A 24327-nucleotide genomic window follows, 5' to 3' on the forward strand; every position below is an offset into this window, starting at 1 on the left:
CTTAGCTGCTAAGCGGCTGCAAAATAAAAAGCTTAATGGCTTATAATGTTAATTGGAGAAATAATGGGTAATTTAAGCTTAAAAAACAAATTGCTATTGTTGGCTGTTTTACCATTGATAGTATTACTAATCAGTTTTATGGCGGGCTCTTATTATTTAGAGAAGCAGAATCAACAGCAAAACTTTAATGAGTTCAAAACTAAATTAATTGCTGATAAACAGACTCTATTAAAAACAGAAATAGAAATTGGTTCTCAAATAGTGCAATACCAATTAGCACAAGGTAATGAACAAGACGCAAAAAATGCGTTGCGAGATTTAACTTTTGGCGAAGATGGTTACTACTTTATTTATGATACCGATGGTATTAGTGTTTTTCATGCATTACTGGGTGATGCAATAGAAGGTCAAAATAAAATAGGGATGACCGACCCAAACGGTAAAAAAATAGTGGTTGGCCTACTTGAACAAGCGCGTAAGGGCGGTGGCTCGTTTACTTATCATTTTCAAAAGCCCAATACCACAGGCTTAGTCGAAAAAATTGGCTATGCTGCCATGATCCCAGGTACTAATTGGATGATTGGAACTGGCACTTATATGGATGATATTGAAGCTGAGCTGGTAAAGTATCAAGCAACTATGGAGCGCCATTTAAGCGAAAAAATGACCACTTTGGTTTTAATATCACTTCTGCTTCTTGGTTTAGCAGCAGCCGGTGCGTTGTATGCTTCTAACAATATGCTAAAACCGATCAAACGTATGGTGCAAAGCTTAGATGATATTGCTAAAGGGGAGGGGGATTTAACCCGACGCTTAGAAATAGATACCCATGATGAAATTGGTCAGTTAGGTGAATCTTTCAATGTATTTGTGAGCAAGCTACACAGCATTATTGCCGGTGTGGTTGATGTAACAAGTGACGTTAAAACAGCCTCCTCAGATATTAATACGCAAACATTACTGATAGAAGACAAGTTATTAAAGCATAACCATGAAACCGATTTAGTGGCAACGGCGATTACCGAAATGTCAGCAACCTCACATGAAGTTGCGCAAAATACCACACAAGTTGCGGTATCAACGCAGGCGGCAACAAAAGAAGTGGCTAATGCGCAAGATTGTGTGGATGTTTCATTGAGTGAAGTTTCAAACTTAATGGGCGAAATTAACCAAGCCGCAGAGCAGGTTAACTCGTTAAGTGAACAATCTAAAAAGATTAATAGCGTATTGAGTGTCATTGGGGGTATTGCTGAGCAAACTAACTTACTGGCATTAAATGCGGCAATTGAAGCGGCACGCGCAGGTGAGCAAGGTCGTGGGTTTGCGGTGGTGGCTGATGAAGTTAGAAGTTTAGCGAGCAGAACCCAAGATAGCACATTAGAAATTAATGAAATGCTTAGCGAATTACATAACTTAGTTACTGCGGCTGTAGGAGCCATGCAAGCGAGTCAACAAAGCTGTAACCGCTCTGTAGAGTCTTCACGCGCTATATCTGAAAGTTTAGGTGCGGTTACTACATCGGTAACAACAATTAACGATATGAGTACACAAATTGCCACCGCAGCTACTGAGCAAAGTAGCGTTACAGAAGAGATAAACCGTAACGTTTATGCAATTCAAGAAATTGTGAATGAATTAACGCAATCGAGTAAAACGACCTCTTCGGTAAGTCAGCACTTAGCGGGACGAGGTCAAAACTTAGGTGATTTAGTCGGTCAGTTTAAAATATAAATAACATTTAGCTATTAATTGCTTTTAGAAGCCGTGACTTATTTAGTTACGGCTTTTTTTTGCTTTATTTTTAGCTAAAGCGCAATAGTTTATAGCCTGCTACATCTATAAATATTTAACAGCACAGCGATTTTTTTAATATTTTTATTAGCGACTAATGTACACTATAAGGGTCTGTTGACCTTTTGGATTGAAACGTGTTCAACCTCGAAAGACAAACAGATCCTAGCTAATCTCATTAATAAGTACTTACTTATTACAGTAAATTTATAGTGAAACGACTATTTTAGGGTTTTTAAATGATAGAGTATCCGGTTGATCAGTTACCACAACTCATAAATGACTTATTGCAGTGTGATACCACTGAGCGCAAAAATAAATTACTAATAGATGCTCAGCAAACTTTATCAACTGAGCACTTATCTTTATTGTTTGAGGCGATCCCTAAAGAGCAGCGTCTCGAAATTTGGCATTTATTAGATGAAGACACGCAGCACGAAATTTTTGTTAATTTAAGTGAAGATAGCTGTTTATGGTTACTACAAACACTAGATGACAGTGCCGGATTTAAATTATTAGACGAAGTAAATGTTGAAGAGCTACTTGAGTTAGAAGAAGTTATTCCACAACGTTTTATTGATTACGCTAAAAAACAACTCGATGAAGCACAAACTAAGCAATACGAACTGGCTCAGCAATATACGCCAGAGCAATTAGGTCACTGGATTGGGTTTGATTTTTTAAAGGTGTCAGACAAACTCACTGCGGGTGGCGCTAAAAAGCTGCTACACAAAGGCTTACCGCAATACAGCGAAGTTATTTATTTGGTGAGCCGTAAAGGTAGCTTAATCGGTGAAGTTGCGGTTAATGATCTGATAAAAGCGCATGATAACGAGAGTTTAATGACGCTAGCTAATCATGACTTTACCTCATTGCACGCAGACCATGATTTATATGAAGCCGCTGAAGTGGTTATTCATAGCGAGAAAATGGCCATGCCCGTGGTTAATGCCGATAACAAATTAATAGGGCGTTTAACCATTGCATCAGCTTATGAGTTACGTCAAGAAATAGCCGACGAAGCGGCAGCAAAGGCCGGTGGTTTACGAGAAGACGAAGACTTATTTGCCAGTGTTCGTAAAAGTGCTAAAAACCGTGGTATTTGGTTAGGTATAAACTTAGCAACAGCATTTTTAGCCTCGTGGTTTATCGGTTTGTTTGGCGCAACTATAGAGCAAGTGGTGGCACTTGCGGTATTAATGCCTGTAGTGGCGTCAATGGGCGGTATTGCCGGTAGTCAAACCTTAACGGTTATTGTACGAGGACTGGCTCTGGGTCAGGTTACTGACTCAAACCGAAACGCATTACTTAAAAAAGAGCTGCGAGTAGGGGCGGTAAATGGCTTGGTGTGGGCTTTAGTAATTGGTTTGCTAACCTTTGTATGGTTTAACGATATTATGCTTAGTATAACCATTACCGTGGCAATATTACTTAACTTAGTGGCAGCATCGTTGGCGGGCGTAGTGATCCCGTCTATTTTAGATAAAATGAAAATTGACCCTGCGTTGTCGGGTTCAGTGATTTTAACCACAGTCACTGATATTATCGGCTTTGTAACCTTTTTAGGGTTAGGTAGTTTGTTATTACTCTAATTTTTAAGCTAAACGCCAGTTCCATGGAGTGGCGTTTAGTAATATATAAAATAATAGCATTACAAGCCCGTTAGAATGTTTTAAACAACAGTACTTGTTTTATTTCTACCTTCGGTTTTTGCGCGGTACAAGGCTGTGTCTGCGGCGCACAACAGCGCCTCGTAGGTGCGATATTGACTATTATGCTCACAGGCAATCCCTTGGCTCACACTAACTTTAACCTCTGGTGGTAGGCCTATATCTGTAAATGTCATCGCATTAATTTGTTGTTGTACATGCTTGGCAACAATCGTTGCACTTTTTATATCGCAACGCGGTAAAATAATAGCAAACTCCTCACCGCCATATCTCGCAGCCAAACACTCTCTTGACGGAATACAATGCAAAAGCATTTTTGCAATTTTTTGTAAGCATTTATCACCTTTAATATGCCCATAGGTGTCGTTGAATTTTTTAAAGTGATCTACATCAATCAATATGCTGGTTAGAGGTTGTTTGCTTTGAATACTTTCTTGCCAGTCGCCTAAATAAAAAGGTGATTGATGCATAAGGACTCGTTATTATTTTATTTGTAAGCACGCTTAATTAATTTAATATGATTTAAAATCATATTAAGGTTTTTATTTATTTTAGGTCGCTTTTATTAAGCGTAACAATGCGTTGTGGAAACGGAATTTCAATATTGGCATCGTTAATCGCTTTATACACACCGCCATTTATAGCGAGTTTAGTTTCAATAATTTTAGTGGTGGGCACCCAATAACGATAACTAATGGTGACGCCGCTATCAGCAAAACGTTCTATACCAATTTGTGCATTAGGGTGTTTAGCTACGAGTTCGTGATTGACTAATACGTTTTCAATAAGGCTTATCGCAGTATCACTACAGGCACTGTAGGCTATGTCTATTTCACCTTTTACCAATGAATAATTAAATGAGTTATGCAGAATTTCGCCAACAATATGCTTGTTAGGAATGGTTATTTCTACTTTTTCTTCATTAATTAATATGGTGTGCCCCAGCTCAATTACTTTTACTTGGCCACTAACGCCTTTTACTTCTATGGTATCGCCAACCACAAATGGCCGCGTAGCAATAATAGCAAGCCCCGCGCCATAATTAGAAAGCATACCTTGTAACGCTAAGCCTGCGCCTAATGAGGCGGCACCTATTGCAGCTACAAATGGGGTTACACTAATGCCAATTTTACCAAGCGCAATAATGATCACCATAATGATCAGCAGTACTTTTACAACATTACTGACAAAATTAGTCAGGGTGATATCAATGTTATGGCGGGTCATTAAGTTTGCGACAACTTCGGCGAGCTTTTTAGCGACCCACAGGCCAACGAGTAGAATAAAAATAGCGCCCACTATTTGCATACTGTAGGTAACTAAATACTCGGTAAGTAGGGCGTAGTACTTTTCAAATTGCTGAATTTCGGAACTGATCATGTTGGGCTCTATTTTTAGCGATACTGTTATCCGCTTACTATAACAAAGTATTAACTAAAATTGGATATAATAGTGGTACTATCACTGCGGTTAATAATGCACTGAGTGCCATAGCCACTGATGAAAATGCGCCTATTTTTGGGTGTTCGGCAATAGCTGCCGCCGTACCAATTGCATGGCACGCGGTACCGATTGCAATTCCTTGTGCCTCAAAGTTATAAATCTTAACTAATTTGAGCAATATAAAGCCAAACAAAGCCCCCAATAAACCAATAAAAATAACCATGGCAGCGGCAAGTGAGCTAATTCCTCCCAATGAGTCAGTAACCAGCAGTGTGATAGGGGTTGTTACACTGAGTGCCGCAACAGAGGCGCTCAATTGTGAGGGCACAGCAAATAAAATACTTAATACAAAAGCCACTAGTGTGGCGTTAACAATACCTATACTGCAAGTAGCGACAATTAATAGTAAGTTTTTACGTACGTGCATAAATTGCTGATAAAGCGGCAAGGCTAAAGCAACAATGGCCGGCTCTAATAGCCAACTTAGTAACTGACTATGTGAGGCAAATTGTGAATAAGGTAATTTAAGGTTAACTAACAGTAGGGCAATAATGCCAATGCTTAAAAAAACAGGGTTGGTTAATGACTTTAAAATACTCTGATTTATCTTAAGATTAACCGCTCTTAGTGCAATAAAGAGAATAATAATAAATGGCACGGTTAACCACCATAGGCTGGGGGTTATGCTGGTGGTTAAGTTAGTCATTATTAGCTCTACCTTTAAAATAGCCCACTAGGCTTGCCACTAAAATTAAACTACTGAGTGGGACTAATAAGATGACCGCAGTTAAGAAAGGCCAATGTGATTTAATTAGCCCTAAATGTTCTATAAAACCGACGCCTGCAGGAATAAAGAAAATAGGCATTACATTCAAAATAGGTGATGCACAGGGGGCGAGTTGATGTTCTTTAACTATGCCTAATAACAGTAACGTTAGCAGCAAAACCATGGCGAGTAGAGGAGCAGGGAAACTCGCATCAAGAAGATGCATAATGAATTTGCTTGTTGCTAAGCACAATAAAATAATTGCGCTACTTAGTAGGTATTTCATTAATTTGGCTCACTAGAATAGAAGAGCCTAACTTTAACAAATAATGCTGTTATATGCATTGTGCCTTAGTATTACCATCAATGTTACCAGCGCTTGGCGTTTGTAAACTCAATATCAGCTTTCCCTTTAGCTTTAGCAATGGCTTTTTTAGTATTAGGGTTGATCAGTAAGCGAATTTGGCTCCATGTTTCTTTAGCGAGTATTTTTCGAACAGGGGCTTTATAGCTTTGTTGAGTTACACGCTTTATTGCAGCTAATGTGTCAGGTGAGCGCGCTAGCAGTGTATCAAGCATCTCTTTAGTTGCTTTATCTGTATCGTCGGTTGTTTTGGTTACTAAACCTAGTTCAAAAGCATGTTGTGCGTTTATTGGATTTGCGTGACTTGCTAACCAAAGCGCTTGGTCGCGTTTTACTAAGCCTGAAAGCATAACATTAGCGCCCATATCTGGGCATAACCCCCAGCGCGCTTCCATAATGGCGAGTTTGGCATCGTGGTGAACAATTCGGTAATCGGCACCCAGTGCTATTTGCAATCCACCCCCAAGGCAATTTCCGTTTATTTTGGCAATAACAGGCACACTCAATGATTGCCAACCAAGTACTACTTTTTGCGCTAAATTTTGATTACCAGGAAGCCATTTAAATAGGAGTTTTATAATATTCATTGGCGAGGCCATAACCGCGTTAATATCAAGCCCTGCACAAAAGTGTTCGCCTTTACCGGTTAATACAACCGCACGAATACTTGCATCTTTTTTAATATTTTTAATCACCTTGTTAAGCTCAATAAACATAGTAAAGCTTAAGGCATTTTGTTTTTCTACTCGATTTAATGTGACGGTGGCAATGCCCTGTTTTTTTTCTAGTTTTATCATCTCGCACTCCTCTGACCTGTTACTTGAGCTTATGTTTTTATTCGTGCTAAGTAAAGTGGGTGAAGATAAATAAAAAACAAAGTGAATTTTTTAATGCAATTGCGGTCTTTTATCTTTCAAGGCAGATTTAATCTTGAAAGGCTAGCAGACCCTAATGCTAACCAATCCATTAATATCTATAAGTATTAGGTAAAAGTAAAAAAGTCAGTATTTAACGTGTTTTTTTATCAAAACACTAACAACTTTTGATATTATGGCGCCAACTTAAAAGCTCAGAGGTTAACCACTTATGTCAGGTCCACGTTTATTTACGGTAGAAGAAGCAACCCATCAAGCTTATGATATTTTTTTAGAGCTGGCTCCCAACAACCTGAGTGATAAAGATGTTGAAGAATTTAACCTGCATCGTGAAGAACTTGGCTTTATTGAAGAAGATGAGCCCGATGAACAGTGGCAAGATTTTGTTGCACTAGAAATAGAGCCTGAGCATTTTATTCAAGTATTAGTGGGCCTCGAGTTTGATAACGAAGACGTCTTATTTGCGAAAATTTTAATTAGCCGTGATAAAGACGCGCCTTTTTGCCATATTTTATGGAAAGAAAGTGAATAACTTTTTCGGCCCCTTTTCATTATTACCATTTGCAAGAGAATGTATTTTGCGAAAGTACGTTGTATTACTGCTTTTATTATTTAGCTCCTACAGCTGGGCAGTGGATCCCTTTGAAGATTTTCATCAATATGGGGAGCTCTCTGATGAAGAAATTCATGAGCTACACAAAGGCGAAGTACTTTATGGTGATACCGAGTTTGGTTTTATTTTAAGTAAAGGTAATACCAACTCAACCAGTTTTAAACTCAAAGGTAATCTTTACCAAGATTTTGAAAACTGGCGTAATCAATTCAAAATAGATTCCTTATACAAACGTGACGAAAATGAAGAAACGGGCCAGTCGGATGTTACGGCTAATCGCGTGTTTGTTTCTGCGCAGGGTAACTACAAGGTAGGCGTTAAAAATTCGTCTTTCTTTATTTATGGCGATTATGAAGAGGATGAATTTAGCGGTCTTGATTTTAAAAGTACGGTGGCGACCGGCTATGGTGCACGTATTTATCAAGGGGTTAAAAACAAAGTAGATATAGATATTGGCCCTGGTTTATATCGCTCCGTTGCTGATGATGAGTCGACAATAAGCGAAGACGATAAAGACAAAATGGGTTACTTGTTACGTATTGCCATGCAATGGGAGAGGTTGGTATCTAAGCGTACCCGATTTAATCAAGATATCAGTATAGAACAATCTTTGTCTGGGCTTAACTCTCGGTTAAAGTCAGAAACGGCATTAATTAGCCAAGTGGTTGGCGCGGTATCGTTAAAGTTTGCTTATATGTATCGTTATAATTCTAAGCCTGAAGAAGATAAACTAAAATACGATTCAGAGCTCAGTGCCACCTTAGTGTACAGTTTTTAATTTTTTAACTTTTTAATAGAGAGTGTTATGTATCAGCATAAGCAGTATGCGGTATTTATATTTGTAGTATTGGCATGGATAGGTGGGTTTGTTGCACTTGCATGGAATTTAATGGGTGCCGATGTGCCGTTAATGGTATTTGCAGGTATTTTATTGCTGGTGGGTTTTTTATTTCATGGTTTAACCATTAAAGTTGATGAAGCCCATATTAGCTGGGCATTTGGTCCAGGCGTTGCGGGTCAAAAATTAGCACTAGAGGACATAGTTGACGTAAAAGCAGTACAAAACTCTTACCGTCACGGTATTGGTATCCGCATTACGCATGATGGTTGGATTTATTCAGTATCAGGCTTTAGTGCCGTGCAATTAACGCTTAAAGATGGCAGCCAATACCGCTTAGGCACTAATGACCAAGCAGGATTAGTTGCTGCGCTTGAAGATAAAATAACCCCTGGCGAAGCACCTGCAGCAGAGCCTCAAGTTAAATTACGTACGCATAATAATATGCTATAAAAAAAGCGCCTGAGGCGCTTTTTTATTACTGGATTAGGGTTTAGTGGTCGTGACCACAACCGCCTTCACCATGTACATGGCCATGTTCAAGCTCTTCAGCCGTTGCATCGCGTACTTCTAAAATCTCTACATCAAAATTGAGCGTAATACCAGCGAGTGGGTTATTACCATCAACAATCACTTCTTCGTCTTGAATATCGATGATCATGACTGACTGGTCGCCGTCATCGGTGGTTGCACGAAATTGCATGCCCACTTCAATGTCCATGCCTTCAAACATTGATTTTGGCACTGCTTGCATTAGGTGATCATGACGCTCACCGTAACCTTCTTCAGGTTCAACTTTTACACTTAGCGTATCGCCAGCTTGTTTGCCTTGCAGCGCGTTTTCAAGTCCTGAGATCAGGTAACCCGTACCAACGATAAAAATTAAAGGCTCACCGCCAAATGAGTTATCAATGGTATTGCCGTCATTATCTAGTACAGAGTAATGCATTTTTACCACTTTATTTGCTGCAACGATCATAGTCATTCCTATTATTCATCTTCAAGAGAGTAAGGTAGAGGCAGAATGTTTAGCTCTACCGAAGGGGTATGTTTTGCACGAAGAACCTGAGCGGTGTCAGTATCGTTTGGCAACACAACTAAGCCAGTTAAAGTGTGTGTTTTTTCATTAAAGCTTTGCGCAATAAGTTTGCCCGCGCGGCGCCAGTTTTCACCTAACTGGGTTTCGATATCGGGTGCATCGAGCAATCCTTCACTTTGCCCTGTAACGATATACATGGCACGTTTATTTTTACCTAAGTATTTCATACGTGCGACGGTTTCTTGGCCGGTGTAGCAACCCTTTTTAAAACTGATGCCATTAATGGCTTGAAGGTTAACCATTTGCGGCACATATTCATCAATTGCATCAACGCTTAACTGAGGCTCACCAGCTAGCAGTGAGGCCTGTTGCCACATAGCGTCGTTGTCGAGGGTAGATACTTCATCAGGTAAGCAAAATTGGCTATCAACCATAAGTAAAACGCGGTTTGGCGCAAGTTTAAGGGCTTTGCCGTTAGCAAAGTCGCATGCTGTGGCATCGTCACTAAAGTGAATATCAAGTTGCGTAAGCAAATCAGTTAGGTCATCACCTAATAAACCAATTAATCGCTCTGGGGCTTTATTAATTTCAACTTTTGCAAATACAGCGTATTTTTTTAACTCAGCCAGTGAGCGTTCTACTTCAGCACTTGATCCGGTTAAATAATAGTTTTGCTGGTAAGAAAATAGCTTAAATACACCCCACAGCTTACCTTTTGCGTTACAGTGACCTGTCCACAAAAAGTTGTTGTTGTTGATTTTATTGAGATCTTGAGTGATTTGTCCGTGTAGGTAAGATAATTTATCTGTGCCTGAGAGGCTAATAACCTGATGTGATAAAGGACATGCATAAACCAGAGACATAAACACCTTCTTTGCAATAACAAATGAAACCACATAATAACGTAGTTAAAGCCGATGGTACAGCCACCAACAAGCGTTGTTTTTTTATAATTTAGTGCTGTTAAATTAACGTGCATTTGTTAAACTCGAATTAATTAAATATGAGGTTTAAGATGGTTGAAATACATAGTAAAGCACGTATCCGTTGGGCTTGCCGCCGTGGCATGTTAGAACTAGATGTTTTGTTTATGCCGTTTGTTGAAGAAGCTTATGATTCGTTAGATGCTAAACAGCAGGCGACTTTTCAGCGCTTATTAACACAAGAAGACCCAGATTTATTTGCTTGGTTTATGGGCCATGAAAAATGTAAAGACGTTGAGCTAAACAGTATGGTTGAGCTAATTTTAGACCGAGTTCGTGTATAGGTTTTTCGTTACAAATAATAAGACAGACCACAAACAGATTGTGGTCTTTTTTTGTGTGCTAACTTTAATATTATGCTTATTTACCACTTCTATTTTGGCAACTCTTTTTTGCATTGCACTTAATATTGTTGCTGGCATTATCGTTTGGCGAAAAATCGTGGCTGCTCAGCCAGAGCAGGGCGTTATATTATTAGAGCCAAATCAATTTCGTTTTGAGAGTGAAAAGCTGCTAATTCAAGGGGTTATTGGTAAGCAAAGCCGATTACTTGGTCGCAGTGTGTGGTTGTATATTAATGGCCTTAGTGAAAACTATTGGCTGATTATCTCAGCCAATAGTGTTGATGAGCAAAGCTACGCGCGTTTAAAACGCGCAACACTTGCGGCAATTAATTGCGCTTTGGAGTCAAAATAGTGGGCGTTGGATTTTCGTTTTGCTCTGGGTAGTCAATGGTAAAGTGCAGTCCGCGACTTTCTTTACGTTCCATAGCACTTCTAATTATAAGCTCGGCTACTTGAACTAAGTTACGTAACTCAAGCAAGTTATTACTCACTCTAAAGTTCGCGTAGTAATCGTGGATTTCTTGCTGTAATAGTTCAACACGATGAAGCGCGCGTTCAAGTCGTTTGGTTGAGCGCACAATCCCAACATAGTCCCACATAAATAATCGCAGCTCATGCCAGTTATGGGTGATCACGATTTCTTCATCTGAGTTAGATACGCGGCTTTCATCCCAACTAGGTAAATCAACCAGTGCAGGAGCGGTCTTTATTTTACTCAAAATGTCTTTTGCTGCAGCATGGGCAAATACAACGCACTCTAATAATGAGTTACTTGCCATACGGTTAGCACCGTGCAGCCCAGTGTAAGCCACTTCACCCACAGCGTATAAATTAGCTAAGTCGGTTTTACCATTAAAGTCGGTCATAACGCCGCCACAGGTATAATGTGCTGCGGGAACGACAGGGATTGCCTCCTTGGTGATATCAAGCCCTACGCTTAAACATTTGGCGTAAATCGTTGGGAAGTGTTCAATAATAAAATCTTTGTCTTTGTGGCTAATATCTAAATATAAGCAATTTGCACCAAGGCGCTTCATTTCAAAATCGATAGCGCGCGCGACTATATCGCGCGGGGCGAGTTCTTCTCGCTCATCAAACTCTTTCATGAATCGCGTGCCATCTGGGCGTTTTAAATAGGCTCCCTCACCACGCATTGCTTCGGTAATTAAAAAGTTTTGCAATTCAGGGTGATAAAGACTGGTTGGATGAAATTGATTAAATTCCATATTAGCAACGCGACACCCTGCACGCCATGCCATGGCAATACCATCACCGCTAGAAACATCAGGGTTAGAGGTATAAAGGTATACTTTACTTGCGCCACCCGTTGCTAGGGCAACAAATTTTGCGCCAATTGTTTCTACTTTTTTGGCTTTTTTATTCCACACATACATGCCATGAACATGTGAACCCATTTTGCCAATACTTTTATCGGTAATTAAATCAATCGCGTTGTAATGCTCTAACAAGGTGATATTGCTGTGTGCTTGAACTTGGCTAATCAAGGTTGTTTGCACAGCTTTGCCTGTGGCATCGGCTGCATGCAAAATGCGTCGGTGGCTATGCCCGCCTTCACGAGTTAAATGAAAGCGCTCTTTACCTTTACTATCAAACTCCATATCAAAAGGCACGCCTTGGTCAATCAACCATTGTAGGCAGTCATGCGCATTACTGGCAGTGTAATGTACAGCTTCTCTGTCACATAAACCGCCACCTGCATCTAAGGTATCTTCAACGTGAGACTCTATGCTGTCATTTTTTTTATCAAAAACAGCGGCAATTCCGCCTTGGGCATAAAGAGTAGAACCTTCGGTTAATTCACCTTTACTGATCACGGTAACGTTACAGTAATTAGCCAAAGATAAAGCAAGTGATAAGCCTGCTGCGCCGCTACCAATAATAGCGACATCGGTAATGTGATGTTTATTTTGGTTCATCTGTGAGGTACTTTGCGGTTACAATGCTCAGATAGAGCAATATTTATTTTTAATACTTACAGTTGTACCATATTTGTTGAACTACTACTAAGTGGTTTTAGCGTATAAACGCGTAATTTGTAGCTATTTTATAAAAAAACAATATGAGTCAGAACTTTTTATTCATCTAAGGGTCAGAGTAGGTGTGAACAATGGCGACACTATGAATAATAAGCAAGAATCAATCAGAGGAGTACCGGCTCGAATGAGCGAGCAGGAATTAGATTTAGCGTTAGTGAAAAGGGTCCAGCAGGGAGATAAAAACGCCTTTAACCTATTAGTTAAGAAGTATCAGAACAAAATAGCCGGTTTGATCTCACGTTATGTATCAAATCAAGGTGACATTGCTGATGTAGCACAAGAAGCGTTTATTAAAGCGTATCGTGCCCTTCCAAACTTTCGTGGTGATAGTGCTTTTTATACTTGGCTTTACCGTATCGCCGTTAATTGTGCTAAAAATTATTTAGTGGCTCAAGGGCGTAAACCGCCAGCAAATGATATAGATGCTGACGATGCCGAGTTTTATGAAGGTGCAGATTCAATGCGTTCTAACGCGTCACCTGAAAATTTACTATTAAGCGAAGAAGTACGCGCTGTTATTTTTAATACGATTGATAGTTTGCCTGAAGATCTTAAAACCGCGATTACTCTTAGAGAAATTGAGGGTATGAGCTATGAAGAAATAGCCGTGGTGATGGATTGCCCAGTCGGGACGGTACGTTCGCGTATTTTTCGTGCCCGTGAAGCAATTGATAATAAATTAAACCCATTAATAGGCGAGTCTTAGTATGACAAAAGCACACGTTAACCGCTTAGATAACGAATCGTTATCAGCATTACTTGACGGTGAGCAAACTTTAAATGATGCAACTATTGCATCGGATGATGTTGCTACGTTTGGCCGTTACGCGTTAATCGGTGATGCAATGCGAGCTAAAGAAAATAACAATAATATGGACTTTGATATTAGCGATCGCATTTCGTTAGCACTTGAGAGTGAGCCCGTTTATGCAGACTTTAGCCAGTCTGACAGTGTGGCAACCCCTTCAAGCACCGAAACAGACAACAAAGTAGTGGCGTTTAATTGGCGTAAACCGGTTGCCCAATTGGCAATTGCAGCAAGTGTAGCAATGTTTACTATTGTTGGCGTGAACACCTTACCGCAAGGTGAAGATGCTGTGCAAAACGAAATTCCTTTATTACAAACCACGCCGTTAACCGGCATGGCATCGCCAGTGAGTTATTCATCAGCACCGGCGCTAGAGAACGCAGAGCAAGGCTTACGAGAGCTTCAACAGCAACGTATTGGCGCTCTTGTACTTGAACATCAGCGTCAAGCGCGTGTAGCTCATTCGTTAAAAACAGCTAAAACAGATGAAACATCCCCAGAGGAAAAAAACTAATTAGATGAAAGTAATTACTTTTATTATGTCATTGGTGCTGAGTTTTAATACTTTTGCCAATGACACAAACCCTGCTAAAGATTTACTGCTTGAAATGGCCAGTGCAGTTCACACTCGTAATTTCGACGCCTCTTTTGTTGTTGTTAAGGGTAAAAGTATGGAGCCCTACCGTTGGGTGCATGCTAAACAAGGTGATATAGAGCTTGAACATTTAAGTTTGCTTAATGGTGCAGGCCTTGAAATGATCCGCATTGACAACCAAGTTACCTATTTTGAGCCACAATCAGAGCCGTATTCGTTAACAACCGACTCAATTGCCGGCCCTATTCCTGAAGTGCTTTTTAAAGATATTAACCGCTTAAGTGCGCATTATGATTTTGTGCTTGGTGGTAAAGGCCGTATTGCTGGGCGTCCCGCGCAATTAGTTCGAATTGAATCTAAAAACGAAGACAAATACAACTATTGGATATGGATTGATACTGAGTCGTCGTTATTATTAAAGGCGGCGTATGTTAATCATCAAGGTGAAGCGCTTGAGCAATTACAGCTCACTCATATTAGTGTGACTGAGCAACCGGCAAACTTATTATTAGAAGTGCTTAATCGTAACTTTCCAACCCCATTACCTGCCAATTCAATTGACGAACAAACTAAAGCGAATGCCATGAACTGGACTATTGGCTGGTTACCTGAGGGGTTTGAATTACTTAAGTCAGACAGGCATAAGCTCGACTTAAATAATGAATTAACAGACTATTATTTATTTTCTGATGGGTTTGTTGAAGTATCGGTGTTTGTACAACGACCACTACCGGGTAAGCGTTTAAGCGGTGCCCTCACCTCAGGGGCAACTACGATTTATGTACACAACGGCGGAAATTTTGATGTCTCTGTGGTGGGAAACATTCCAACCATGAGCGCCAAAGCCATTGCTGAGTCTGTATCGCGGGCATTATAAAGTAACTAAACTATGATTGAACAAACGTTAACCGTCGTGGCCCTTAGTGGCCACGTTGCGCATTTAGAAGCCCAGCAAAAACAGGCCTGTGAAGGCTGTAATGGACGTTGTGGCTCACAAGTGTTTAGTAAGTTATTTGGTACCGCCAAAAAAACATTACCTTATAAATTTGAAACACAGTTAGAAATAGGCCAAAAAGTAACTTTGTCATTGGATGATAGCCATGTTGTAAAGCATGCCTTTGCAGTTTACATGCTGCCTTTGTTTTTGAGTTTAATATTCGCTTTAATAGCCAGTGAATTGATATTGTTAGCCGAAGGCTGGCAAATTTTAGCCGCGATATTGGGTGGCATCACCGGCTTTTTAATTGCTAAAACATGGGTGAAATCATTAAGACATGAGATAAAAGTGATAAAAATTCATCCAATTAGCCTCCCTTTAACTCAAATAGATGGTGATTGACGCCAATTAAATGTAAAATTGCGTTTTTATGCCACAGTAACTTGAAAATACACAGCAAGTATTTTCAAGTTATTTAGGCATATGACCTTAGTCCTTTAAAATAGAAGTTTAGAATCCAGTTTATGAAGCATATCCGTAATTTTTCGATCATCGCCCACATTGACCATGGTAAATCGACCCTTTCTGACCGTTTGATCCAAGTTTGTGGTGGTTTAACCGACCGTGAAATGCAGAAGCAAGTTCTGGATTCAATGGATATTGAACGTGAACGTGGCATTACCATCAAGGCACAAAGTGTAACCTTAAATTATAAAGCGAATGATGGTGAAACTTACCAGCTTAACTTTATCGACACCCCAGGGCACGTTGACTTTACCTATGAAGTATCGCGTTCGTTAGCGGCTTGTGAAGGGGCACTGCTCGTTGTTGATGCTGGTCAAGGCGTAGAAGCGCAAACATTAGCAAACTGCTACACCGCGATTGAAATGGACTTAGAAGTTATACCGGTACTTAATAAAATTGATTTACCGCAAGCTGATCCATTACGTGTAGCCGAAGAAATTGAAGACATTATTGGTATTGATGCCCTTGATGCCGTGCAATGTAGCGCCAAAACAGGTGTAGGTATTGCTGAAGTACTTGAAATGATCGTTAAAGATGTACCGCCACCAGTTGGTGATAAAGATGCGCCATTACAGGCGCTAATTATCGATTCTTGGTTTGACCCGTACCAAGGCGTTGTATCGCTAGTGCGTATCAAACATGGTGAACTTCGCGCGGGCGACAAAATTAAAATCATGTCAAACGAGAACGTACATACCGCAGATCATGTGGGGATTTTTACGCCTAAACAAACTAACACCGGTGTTTTACACACTGGTGAAGTAGGCTTTGTTATTGCTGGTATCAAAGAAATACATGGTGCACCGGTGGGTGATACCATTACTCATCAAAAAAATGCGGCACCACTGCGCTTACCTGGTTTTCAAAAAATTAAGCCGCAGGTGTATGCGGGTATGTTCCCAATAGCCTCTGATGATTACGAGTCATTCCGCGATGCCCTTAACAAACTTAGTTTAAACGATGCCTCGTTATTCTTTGAACCAGAAAATTCAACTGCGTTAGGGTTTGGTTTCCGTTGTGGATTCTTGGGCATGTTACACATGGAAATTATCCAAGAGCGTTTAGAGCGTGAATACGACATTGATTTAATCACCACCGCGCCAACGGTTATTTACGAGGTAGTGACTAAAGAAGGCACGACACAAATAGATAACCCGTCTGATCTTCCGCCAGTAAACGATATTTTAGAGATACGTGAGCCGGTTGTAGAAGCTAATATTTTAGTTCCACAAGAGTACTTAGGCAGCGTAATCACTTTATGTGTTGATAAGCGCGGTATGCAAACTAAAATGAGTTATCACGGTAAGCAAGTTGCAGTAACGTATGAACTGCCAATGGCTGAAGTGGTAATGGACTTCTTTGATAAGCTAAAATCAACAAGCCGTGGTTTTGCTTCGCTTGATTATAACTTTAAGCATTTCCAAACCTCAGACATGGTGCGTGTAGATATACTTATCAATGGCGAGCGTGTAGATGCGTTGGCTATTATTGTTCACCGCGACAGCGCGCAATCACGCGGTCGTCAGCTTGCTGATGCGTTAAAAGACCTTATACCACGTCAAATGTTTGATATTGCGATTCAGGCAGCGATTGGACAACACGTAATCGCTCGAACGACTGTTAAGCAACTACGTAAAAACGTAATCGCTAAATGTTACGGTGGTGACGTGAGCCGTAAGAAAAAACTACTTCAAAAACAAAAAGATGGTAAAAAGCGAATGAAGCAACTTGGTAACGTTGAAGTGCCTCAAGAAGCATTCTTAGCCATTTTGAAAGTTGGTAAATAAAAATAAAGGATAATAAATGGCTGGCTACTTTTCAGTTTTATTGGTGTTATTAACTTTAGGCTCAGGTCTAATATGGTTAATTGATCACTTAATGTTTGCCCCTAAAAGGCAGGAACGTTTAGCAATTGCTCAAACCTCTGCCGGTGGTCAACTTGATGAAGAAACCGCAGCATTGATTGCGCCTGAGCCAATGATTACTGAAACAGCAAAGTCGATTTTTCCGATGATTGCTGCTATCACTATTTTTAGATCGTTTATTTTTGAGCCGTTTCAAATCCCATCGGGTTCAATGATGCCCACCTTATTAGTGGGTGATTTTATTTTAGTGCAAAAGTATTCTTATGGGATTAAAGACCCAGTATGGCGCAGCCAATTAGTGGATGTAAGCGAACCAGAGCGTGGCGATATTGTTGTTTTTAAATACCCGTTAGATGAGAGAGTGGACTATATTAAACGTGCTATAGGTTTACCTGGCGATAAAATTGTTTATCGTGATAAGCGTTTATATATTCAACCAAAATGCGAAGAAGGTGAAGTTCAAAAGGGCGCACTTCTTTGTAATGAATTCAATAAAATTGATTTTAAATTAATTAATGATAATGAATTTAAGCAAGGCCCAATGGATTTAGCGCGTTTAAATGAAGATTTAACCACGACTAACCATGACATTTTAATCAACCCAAAATCGCCTGAACGTAAGGGGCGTTACTACCAGCAATTGGGCACACCTGCGGATGAGTGGGTGGTTCCAGCTGATCATTACTTTATGATGGGTGATAATCGCGATAACAGCCAAGATAGTCGCTTTTGGGGCTTTGTACCAAAAGAAAACTTGGTGGGTAAAGCTGTCTTTATATGGATGAGTTTTGAATTTGATAATGGCCCAGATGACATTTTACCAGGATGGGTTCCAACTGGTGTTCGTTTTGAACGCCTAGGTAATATTCAGTAACAATGAAAAAAAATGTAACAGAGTTATACAAAAGAATTGGCTATACATTTGCTGATCAAGGGTTACTTGAGCAAGCAATGACGCATCGCAGCCACAAAGGTCAACATAACGAGCGACTCGAATTTTTGGGCGACTCTATTTTGAGCTTTGTTATTGCCAATGCACTGTACGCTAAATTTCCTAAAGCACGCGAAGGTGATTTAAGCCGAATGCGTTCGACTTTAGTTCGCGGCCAGACGTTAGCTGAATTTGGCCTTGAATTTGAGCTTGGTGATTACCTACGCTTAGGTCCTGGCGAGCTAAAAAGTGGTGGTTTTAGACGTGAGTCGACCCTAGCGGATGCAGTTGAAGCCATTATTGGCGCTGTATTTTTAGATTCAGATATTGATCGCTGCGGCGAGCTTATTTTAGCGTGGTATGAATCACGTTTAGATGCTATTTCACCAGGGCTTAACCAAAAAGATCCTAAGACCCTGCTGCAAGAGTATTTGCAAGCTCGTAAGCTATCATTACCAGGCTACACCGTAGTTGATACTAAAGGTCAGGCACACAATCAAACATTCACGGTTGAATGTATTGTTGATGGAATGGATAGCATTATTTCTGTTGGCAGCTCACGGCGTAAAGCCGAACAAAAAGCGGCCGAAAAAGCATTGAAGATACTTAAAAATGAATCTTGATACCTTAATACAGCCTCATGAAGGCGAGATAGACACATTTTGTGGCATGGTTGCGATTGTTGGCCGTCCTAACGTGGGTAAATCAACACTGCTTAATGAAATTATTGAGCAAAAAGTCAGTATTACCTCACGTAAGCCACAAACCACGCGCCATCGTATTATGGGTATTCATACTGAGGGTAAGCACCAAGCGGTGTACGTCGATACCCCAGGCCTGCACGTTGAAGAAAAGCGTGCTATTAACCGTTTAATGAACCGTGCAGCGTCTAGCTCAATTGGTGATGTTGAGCTGATCATTTTTGTGGTTGAAGGCACTCATTGGAATGCCGATGACGACATGGTACTTAACAAAGTAAGCCAAAGTGGCAAGCCGGTATTGTTAGTTATTAACAAAATTGACCAAGTGAAAGATCGCGACCTTGTACTTCCACATATGAAGTTTTTAGGCGATAAGTTTGATTTTGTCGGTATTATGCCCGTATCTGCGACTCAGGGTAAAAACATTAACCTGATCAAAGAAGAAGTGACTAAGCGCTTACCACCGTGCGAGTTTTACTTTCCTGATGACTACGTAACTGACCGCTCAATGCGCTTTATGGCGGCTGAAGTTATCCGTGAAAAGCTAATGCGCTTTATGGGTGAAGAGTTACCGTATTCAGTGACTGTGGAAATAGAGCAGTTTAAATGGCAAGAAAACGGTATTTGGCATATTAATGGCCTGATACTAGTTGAGCGTGAAACGCAAAAGCGCATGGTAATTGGTAACAAAGGCGAAAAGCTAAAAGTAATCGGCCGTGAAGCGCGTAAAGACTTAGAGGAAATGCTTGAAAATAAAGTGTTTTTAGAACTGTGGGTTAAAGTTAAATCGGGCTGGGCTGACGATGAGCGTGCCTTAAGAAGCTTAGGTTACGGTGAAGATTAACATTTTATACGCAGCATAGTTTATGGACAGCGATTTCTATAAAGCTTATTTATTACATCGGCGTCCATATAGTGACTCGCAAGTAATGCTCGATATGCTAGTAGAAGGCGTTGGCCAGCTTAGAATGCTCGCACGAGTTAGTGGCCGCCAGGCCACTAAATACAAAGCCCAACTCCAACCATTTCAAGCCTTACTCGTCCATTACAATGGCAAATACGATTTAAAGTACATCAATAAATTTGAGCTTCATGGTAATCCGTTATTTTTAACCGGTGATAAGCTTTACTGTGGCTTTTATTTAAATGAATTAACCAACCGAATTGTGCCGATTAATGAACCCATTGATCAGGTTTTTCAACTTTATAAAACTCACTTAGAAAACCTTAATAGCGGGACTGACATGCAAGCAGTGCTGCGCTCTTATGAGTTTCAATTGCTAGAGCTACTAGGTTATGGGGTTGATTTTAGTTTTGATGCGGATGGTGAGCCAATTGATGACACGCAAACGTATAGCTACTTCGCAGAAGTGGGCTTTGCGGTGCAACACGACTCGCGTTCTGGGTTTACTGGTTCACAACTCAATGCCATAGCAAATCATGACTTTAGCCAAGCGGATGTGTTATATATGGCAAAGCAATTAAGTCGTTATTTATTAAAACCATTGTTGGGCAACAAGCCATTAAAAAGTCGTGAATTATTTACGGCCTCTCAATAAACAAATTTCACAGGTACAAAAATGAAAGATATTCTTCTAGGCGTGAACGTAGATCATATTGCAACGCTTCGCCAAGCACGAGGCACTTCTTATCCTGATCCTGCTCATGCAGCCAGTGTTGCAGAGCATGCCGGTGCTGATGGCATTACTATTCATTTACGCGAAGACCGCAGACACATTCAAGACCGCGATGTGTATGTAATGGCTAAAACCATTCAAACACGTATGAACCTTGAAACCGCAGTAACCGATGAAATGATTGCTATTGCACTTGAGGTTAAGCCTGAATATGTATGTTTAGTACCTGAAAAACGTGAAGAGCTTACTACCGAAGGCGGCTTAGATGTAGCGGGTAATATTGATAAAATAGCCGCAGCGACTAAAACTTTAACGCAAGCCGGTATTAAAGTGTCACTGTTTATAGATGCCGATAAAGCGCAGTTGGACGCTGCAAAAGCCTGTGGTGCGCCTTATGTTGAAATTCATACTGGGGCGTATGCTGATGCCACCAACGATGAAGACACGGCCAAAGAGCTTGAGCACATTCGCCAAGGCGTGAAATACGCAGCCAGTATTGGTTTGATTGTTAATGCTGGCCATGGTCTGCATTATCACAATGTAAAACCAATTGCAGCGATGCCAGAGATTTATGAGCTAAACATTGGCCACGCTATTATTGCCCGCGCAGCCATTGACGGTTTAGATAAAGCGGTTCGTGACATGAAACGCTTAATGCTTGAAGCTCGCGCGTAGAGTTATAATTAACAATATTAAAGACGAGCTTATTTATTAGTGATATCAATGTTGGCATCAACAAGTAAGTTTTCAAGCTCGTCTTGCAACTCAAATAACTCGGGCTCAATATTCTCAAGCGTACATTCATTTTTAAGTGATGTTTCGATCGTTTCAGCCAATGCTTTTAATTTTGGTACACCTGTATAGCAGCATGCGCCATGAAATTTATGGATAACGCTAAGTACTTGAGGGCAATCTTCGCTGCTTATTGCTTGATTTAGTAAGTTCAGGGTTTCGGGCACGCTTAGCAGTAACATATTAAGCATTTCGTTGGCTAATTCTGCTTTACCGCCTGCACGTTGCAATGCCAGCGTCCAATCAAGGCGAGTGCTATCAAAAGGGGCAGGGCTATGTTCAAATGTGCTTTTTGACTTATCACGACTCACTGGTAATTGTGGGCTATGATCGCAAATAATCTGGTTTAGCATATCTTCATCGATGGGCTTAGTTAAATAACCTTCAAAACCATCTTTTAATAACTGTTCTTTTTCACTATTAAGTGCATGCGCCGTCACGGCAATAATAGGCGTATCTTCATTCAAAGATGACTCTTTAATGAGTTTACAGGCTGTAATACCATCCATTATAGGCATTTGAATATCCATAAAAATCACATCATATTTATGGCTTTTGCTTAAACTATACGCTTGTGACCCATTATGTGCGGTATCAATTAATTCAACTTGCTCGTTGAGTAGGGTGTAAATTAATTTTAAATTAGCGTCATTATCATCCACCACTAACACTTTTAGCGGCAGCAGGGTTTGTTCATGCTGTTCTATATTATGTGCCGGATGGTCGAGTCGATAAGGCGCAGCTAATAACTCACATAGCTTTCGGTGATTAAGAGGTTTACTCAAACAGGCGTCAGCGCCGCTGCCGATGAAGGCTTCGCGCATGTTGTGTGATACAGTATTAAGCATTAAATATAAATAATCGGTTGATTCCCTAACCGCTTTTACATAGCTTTTTAAACGCTGCATATCGTCAACTGATGCCATGTGACCAATAAGACAAATATCAAAATTGATCTCTGAATTTTTTATGCACTCTAAAAATTCGGTTTCGTTATAGCAAGGAGTGACACTGACTTTCCACTCTTGTAATAATGAGGCAACGGCGTGATGAGTATGCTTATGCGACTCTAAATAAAGAACACGTTTACCAATTAATGACTGGGTAGGCAAATCGTTGATAAATACATGATTTGGTAATCTAAATACACCATTAAAGGTAAAACAAGTTCCGCTACCAGGGGCTGAATTTAAAGTAATACGGCCGCTCATTGCTTCAACGATATGTTTAGTAATAATAAGCCCTAAGCCGGTACCGCCAAATTTGCGGGTAATACTGGAGTCGGCTTGACCAAAGGCGGTGAATAGCGCGTCTTGTTTATCTGCTGGAATACCTACCCCAGTATCTGCGACTGACACTAAGATAGAGGTGCGCTCTTCATCAAGCAAACGATGGCTAATATCAACTTTTATCGCGCCTTTTTCAGTAAATTTAATCGCGTTACTTAATAAGTTAATCAGCACTTGTTTAAACCGTGTGGGGTCGCCGGTTAAGTGGTCAGGCACCTGAGGGTTAATATAAATAGAAAGCTCAAGTTGTTTGTCGTGTGCGCTAGGTGCTAGTAATGTCATTACTTCGTTTACGCTATCGCGCAGTTGAAACTGAATAGACTCAAGCTCCATGGCTCCTGCTTCTAACTTGGAGAAATCTAATATGTCACTAATAATAGTCATTAAGCTGTTAGCCGAAAGCTCTATGGTATCAAGGTAATCTTTTTGGTTTTTATTCAGAGGCGTTTTATAAAGCTGACGGGTAAATCCAATAACCCCGTTAAGTGGGGTGCGTAACTCATGACTCATTTTAGCTAAAAAGTCAGATTTAACACGGTTAGCATCCTGTGCTTCTTTTTTAGCCATGGTGAGCTGGATATTTTGTGTTTCGTATTGTTCAAGCGTTTCGCGGTAATCGCTGGTTGCCTGATCAATATTTTTTTGCATTTCATCTTTTTGCATCACCATAGAATGCGAGATGGTATTGAGCCCCTCACGTAATAACTCAAACTCGCCATTCATGGGTTCAGTTAATCCGGTTTGTCTTTTACCTTCAATTAATCTGTCGGTAGCAAGTACTAACTTATTAAGTGGGGTCATAAACATCCGACTAAGTCTTAGCGCTAAAATAGCGGCTAATACTAAGGCGAGAATAATAATAATACCGCTGACCAATAATGCACGTTGTTGGCCAATAACAGCTTTGTCGCGGTTAAGCTGAATCACAACGGTGCCCAACGAGGTTTGGAACTCAGAAGTATTCCAGTCGCTATTGGGGGTTGTATGGTTAATGATAGGGGTGAAAAAGGTTACTAAGTCTTCACTTTGCTGAACATAGGTGGCTTTAAAGCCATTTAATTGCGTTTGCTCAATTAAAGTGTCGAATGAGCGATGATAATTACTGGTTATAATAAGTTGGTTGTTATCATTAAAGATGGCAATCGATTTAATCGAAGGGGAGTGTTTGTTGTGTGTATAGCGAATTATGCGATTAAGCAGTTTTTTATTTTTTTCCAGTAAAGGCTGTTCAAGTGCAATAGCCAGAGGTTCAGCAATCGTTGTGCCTTGTTGATATAAAATTTCATCAAGCTCAATGTAACGATTTATTGTAAAATAACCACCTAGTAATAGCCCGATGATCACTGTGGGGATCAGGGTGAGTGTTAAAACAGAATCGCGCAAGCCTAGTTTGGTCATAATCTGAGCATTATTATCATTTTTTATTGAATGTGAGTATATACATACTCATAGTTATTCTCAAAG

The 24327-nt window shown here is 40.3% G+C and carries 25 protein-coding genes and 1 pseudogene; 17 read left to right on the plus strand and 9 right to left on the minus strand.

The features are described 5' to 3' along the window. Window positions 1-63 precede the first annotated feature (63 nt). Both CWC30_RS06145 and CWC30_RS06150 read left to right on the plus strand, forming a co-directional pair. On the plus strand, window positions 64-1731 hold the full coding sequence (locus CWC30_RS06145) for a methyl-accepting chemotaxis protein (RefSeq protein WP_138626669.1): 1668 nt from the start codon (window positions 64-66) through the stop codon (window positions 1729-1731). 299 nt (window positions 1732-2030) lie between these two features. Further along, on the plus strand, window positions 2031-3383 hold the full coding sequence (locus tag CWC30_RS06150; RefSeq protein WP_138626670.1) for a magnesium transporter: 1353 nt from the start codon (window positions 2031-2033) through the stop codon (window positions 3381-3383). An 80-nt stretch (window positions 3384-3463) separates the two neighbouring features. On the opposite strand, the pseudogene CWC30_RS06155 reads toward CWC30_RS06150, so the two are convergent. The 5 genes and pseudogenes from CWC30_RS06155 to CWC30_RS06175 all read right to left on the minus strand — a co-directional run. Then, a pseudogene (locus CWC30_RS06155) lies at window positions 3464-3901 on the minus strand (GGDEF domain-containing protein); the annotation flags it as partial. Between the two features lie 106 nt (window positions 3902-4007). After that, window positions 4008-4841, minus strand: a complete 834-nt coding sequence (locus tag CWC30_RS06160) for a mechanosensitive ion channel family protein (RefSeq protein WP_016899673.1) — start codon at window positions 4839-4841, stop codon at window positions 4008-4010. Window positions 4842-4878: 37 nt separating this feature from the next. Then, the gene (locus tag CWC30_RS06165) at window positions 4879-5610 is read right to left on the minus strand and encodes an LrgB family protein (protein WP_033102807.1); all 732 of its coding nucleotides are present in this window, start codon (window positions 5608-5610) and stop codon (window positions 4879-4881) included. Further along, the gene (locus tag CWC30_RS06170) at window positions 5603-5956 is read right to left on the minus strand and encodes a CidA/LrgA family protein (RefSeq protein WP_013465649.1); all 354 of its coding nucleotides are present in this window, start codon (window positions 5954-5956) and stop codon (window positions 5603-5605) included. Before CWC30_RS06170 ends, CWC30_RS06165 begins: the two co-directional genes overlap by 8 nt. 83 nt (window positions 5957-6039) lie before the next feature. Then, complete coding sequence (locus CWC30_RS06175; RefSeq protein ID WP_036981617.1) at window positions 6040-6831, minus strand: crotonase/enoyl-CoA hydratase family protein; 792 nt, start codon at window positions 6829-6831, stop codon at window positions 6040-6042. Window positions 6832-7120: 289 nt separating this feature from the next. Here CWC30_RS06175 and CWC30_RS06180 point away from each other — a divergent pair, with 289 nt between their 5' ends. From CWC30_RS06180 to CWC30_RS06190, 3 genes are read left to right on the plus strand one after another with little or no spacing between them, the layout of a single operon-like run. Beyond that, window positions 7121-7441, plus strand: a complete 321-nt coding sequence (locus CWC30_RS06180) for an HI1450 family dsDNA-mimic protein (RefSeq protein WP_013465646.1) — start codon at window positions 7121-7123, stop codon at window positions 7439-7441. Window positions 7442-7487: 46 nt separating this feature from the next. Next, window positions 7488-8300 carry a DUF481 domain-containing protein gene (locus CWC30_RS06185; RefSeq protein WP_013465645.1) on the plus strand — a complete coding sequence of 271 codons (813 nt, stop codon included), beginning with the start codon at window positions 7488-7490 and terminating at the stop codon, window positions 8298-8300. 27 nt (window positions 8301-8327) lie between these two features. Beyond that, window positions 8328-8813, plus strand: a complete 486-nt coding sequence (locus CWC30_RS06190) for a hypothetical protein (RefSeq protein WP_013465644.1) — start codon at window positions 8328-8330, stop codon at window positions 8811-8813. A 40-nt stretch (window positions 8814-8853) separates the two neighbouring features. On the opposite strand, the gene CWC30_RS06195 is transcribed toward CWC30_RS06190, so the two are convergent. Together CWC30_RS06195 and ygfZ are read right to left on the minus strand one after the other, a co-directional pair. Further along, window positions 8854-9339: an FKBP-type peptidyl-prolyl cis-trans isomerase gene (locus CWC30_RS06195; RefSeq protein WP_013465643.1), complete on the minus strand. Its 486-nt coding sequence runs from the start codon at window positions 9337-9339 to the stop codon at window positions 8854-8856. Window positions 9340-9350: 11 nt separating this feature from the next. Continuing rightward, a complete protein-coding gene (gene ygfZ / locus CWC30_RS06200) occupies window positions 9351-10262 on the minus strand; it encodes a CAF17-like 4Fe-4S cluster assembly/insertion protein YgfZ (protein WP_036981620.1) in 912 nt (303 codons plus the stop codon). A 152-nt stretch (window positions 10263-10414) separates the two neighbouring features. Here ygfZ and CWC30_RS06205 point away from each other — a divergent pair, with 152 nt between their 5' ends. Both CWC30_RS06205 and CWC30_RS06210 read left to right on the plus strand, forming a co-directional pair. Then, window positions 10415-10666 carry an FAD assembly factor SdhE gene (locus tag CWC30_RS06205; protein WP_013465640.1) on the plus strand — a complete coding sequence of 84 codons (252 nt, stop codon included), beginning with the start codon at window positions 10415-10417 and terminating at the stop codon, window positions 10664-10666. A 55-nt stretch (window positions 10667-10721) separates the two neighbouring features. Beyond that, on the plus strand, window positions 10722-11078 hold the full coding sequence (locus tag CWC30_RS06210) for a hypothetical protein (RefSeq protein WP_036981623.1): 357 nt from the start codon (window positions 10722-10724) through the stop codon (window positions 11076-11078). Here the strand turns inward: CWC30_RS06210 and nadB are convergent. Beyond that, the gene (nadB, locus tag CWC30_RS06215) at window positions 11053-12663 is read right to left on the minus strand and encodes an L-aspartate oxidase (protein WP_069440023.1); all 1611 of its coding nucleotides are present in this window, start codon (window positions 12661-12663) and stop codon (window positions 11053-11055) included. The genes CWC30_RS06210 and nadB overlap by 26 nt on opposite strands. Before the next feature lie 244 nt (window positions 12664-12907). Between nadB and rpoE the strand changes: the two genes are divergently transcribed. From rpoE to pdxJ, 10 genes are all read left to right on the plus strand, one after another. Beyond that, the gene (gene rpoE, locus CWC30_RS06220; protein WP_010387792.1) at window positions 12908-13489 is read left to right on the plus strand and encodes an RNA polymerase sigma factor RpoE; all 582 of its coding nucleotides are present in this window, start codon (window positions 12908-12910) and stop codon (window positions 13487-13489) included. A 1-nt stretch (window position 13490) separates the two neighbouring features. Next, window positions 13491-14105: a sigma-E factor negative regulatory protein gene (locus tag CWC30_RS06225; RefSeq protein WP_138626671.1), complete on the plus strand. Its 615-nt coding sequence runs from the start codon at window positions 13491-13493 to the stop codon at window positions 14103-14105. Between the two features lie 4 nt (window positions 14106-14109). Further along, a complete protein-coding gene (locus CWC30_RS06230; RefSeq protein WP_138626672.1) occupies window positions 14110-15063 on the plus strand; it encodes a MucB/RseB C-terminal domain-containing protein in 954 nt (317 codons plus the stop codon). A 12-nt stretch (window positions 15064-15075) separates the two neighbouring features. Further along, window positions 15076-15525 (plus strand): SoxR reducing system RseC family protein, encoded by a 450-nt coding sequence (locus CWC30_RS06235; RefSeq protein ID WP_013465635.1) that lies wholly within the window; start codon window positions 15076-15078, stop codon window positions 15523-15525. A 122-nt stretch (window positions 15526-15647) separates the two neighbouring features. Next, window positions 15648-17435 (plus strand): translation elongation factor 4, encoded by a 1788-nt coding sequence (lepA, locus tag CWC30_RS06240; protein WP_036981632.1) that lies wholly within the window; start codon window positions 15648-15650, stop codon window positions 17433-17435. A gap of 16 nt (window positions 17436-17451) precedes the next feature. Continuing rightward, on the plus strand, window positions 17452-18387 hold the full coding sequence (lepB, locus tag CWC30_RS06245; RefSeq protein WP_013465633.1) for a signal peptidase I: 936 nt from the start codon (window positions 17452-17454) through the stop codon (window positions 18385-18387). Between the two features lie 2 nt (window positions 18388-18389). Continuing rightward, on the plus strand, window positions 18390-19067 hold the full coding sequence (rnc, locus tag CWC30_RS06250) for a ribonuclease III (RefSeq protein ID WP_008466504.1): 678 nt from the start codon (window positions 18390-18392) through the stop codon (window positions 19065-19067). Next, window positions 19057-19989 carry a GTPase Era gene (era, locus tag CWC30_RS06255; RefSeq protein ID WP_013465632.1) on the plus strand — a complete coding sequence of 311 codons (933 nt, stop codon included), beginning with the start codon at window positions 19057-19059 and terminating at the stop codon, window positions 19987-19989. The genes rnc and era overlap by 11 nt, the downstream gene beginning before the upstream one ends. A gap of 22 nt (window positions 19990-20011) precedes the next feature. Beyond that, a complete protein-coding gene (gene recO, locus CWC30_RS06260; RefSeq protein WP_013465631.1) occupies window positions 20012-20704 on the plus strand; it encodes a DNA repair protein RecO in 693 nt (230 codons plus the stop codon). Window positions 20705-20725: 21 nt separating this feature from the next. After that, a complete protein-coding gene (gene pdxJ, locus CWC30_RS06265) occupies window positions 20726-21457 on the plus strand; it encodes a pyridoxine 5'-phosphate synthase (RefSeq protein WP_010387803.1) in 732 nt (243 codons plus the stop codon). Between the two features lie 29 nt (window positions 21458-21486). Here the strand turns inward: pdxJ and barA are convergent, their stop codons facing one another. After that, on the minus strand, window positions 21487-24261 hold the full coding sequence (gene barA / locus CWC30_RS06270) for a two-component sensor histidine kinase BarA (RefSeq protein WP_138626673.1): 2775 nt from the start codon (window positions 24259-24261) through the stop codon (window positions 21487-21489). Window positions 24262-24327 lie beyond the last annotated feature (66 nt).

This window comes from Pseudoalteromonas sp. S4741 (genome assembly GCF_005886135.1).
GTDB classification, from domain to species: Bacteria; Pseudomonadota; Gammaproteobacteria; order Enterobacterales; family Alteromonadaceae; genus Pseudoalteromonas; species Pseudoalteromonas tetraodonis.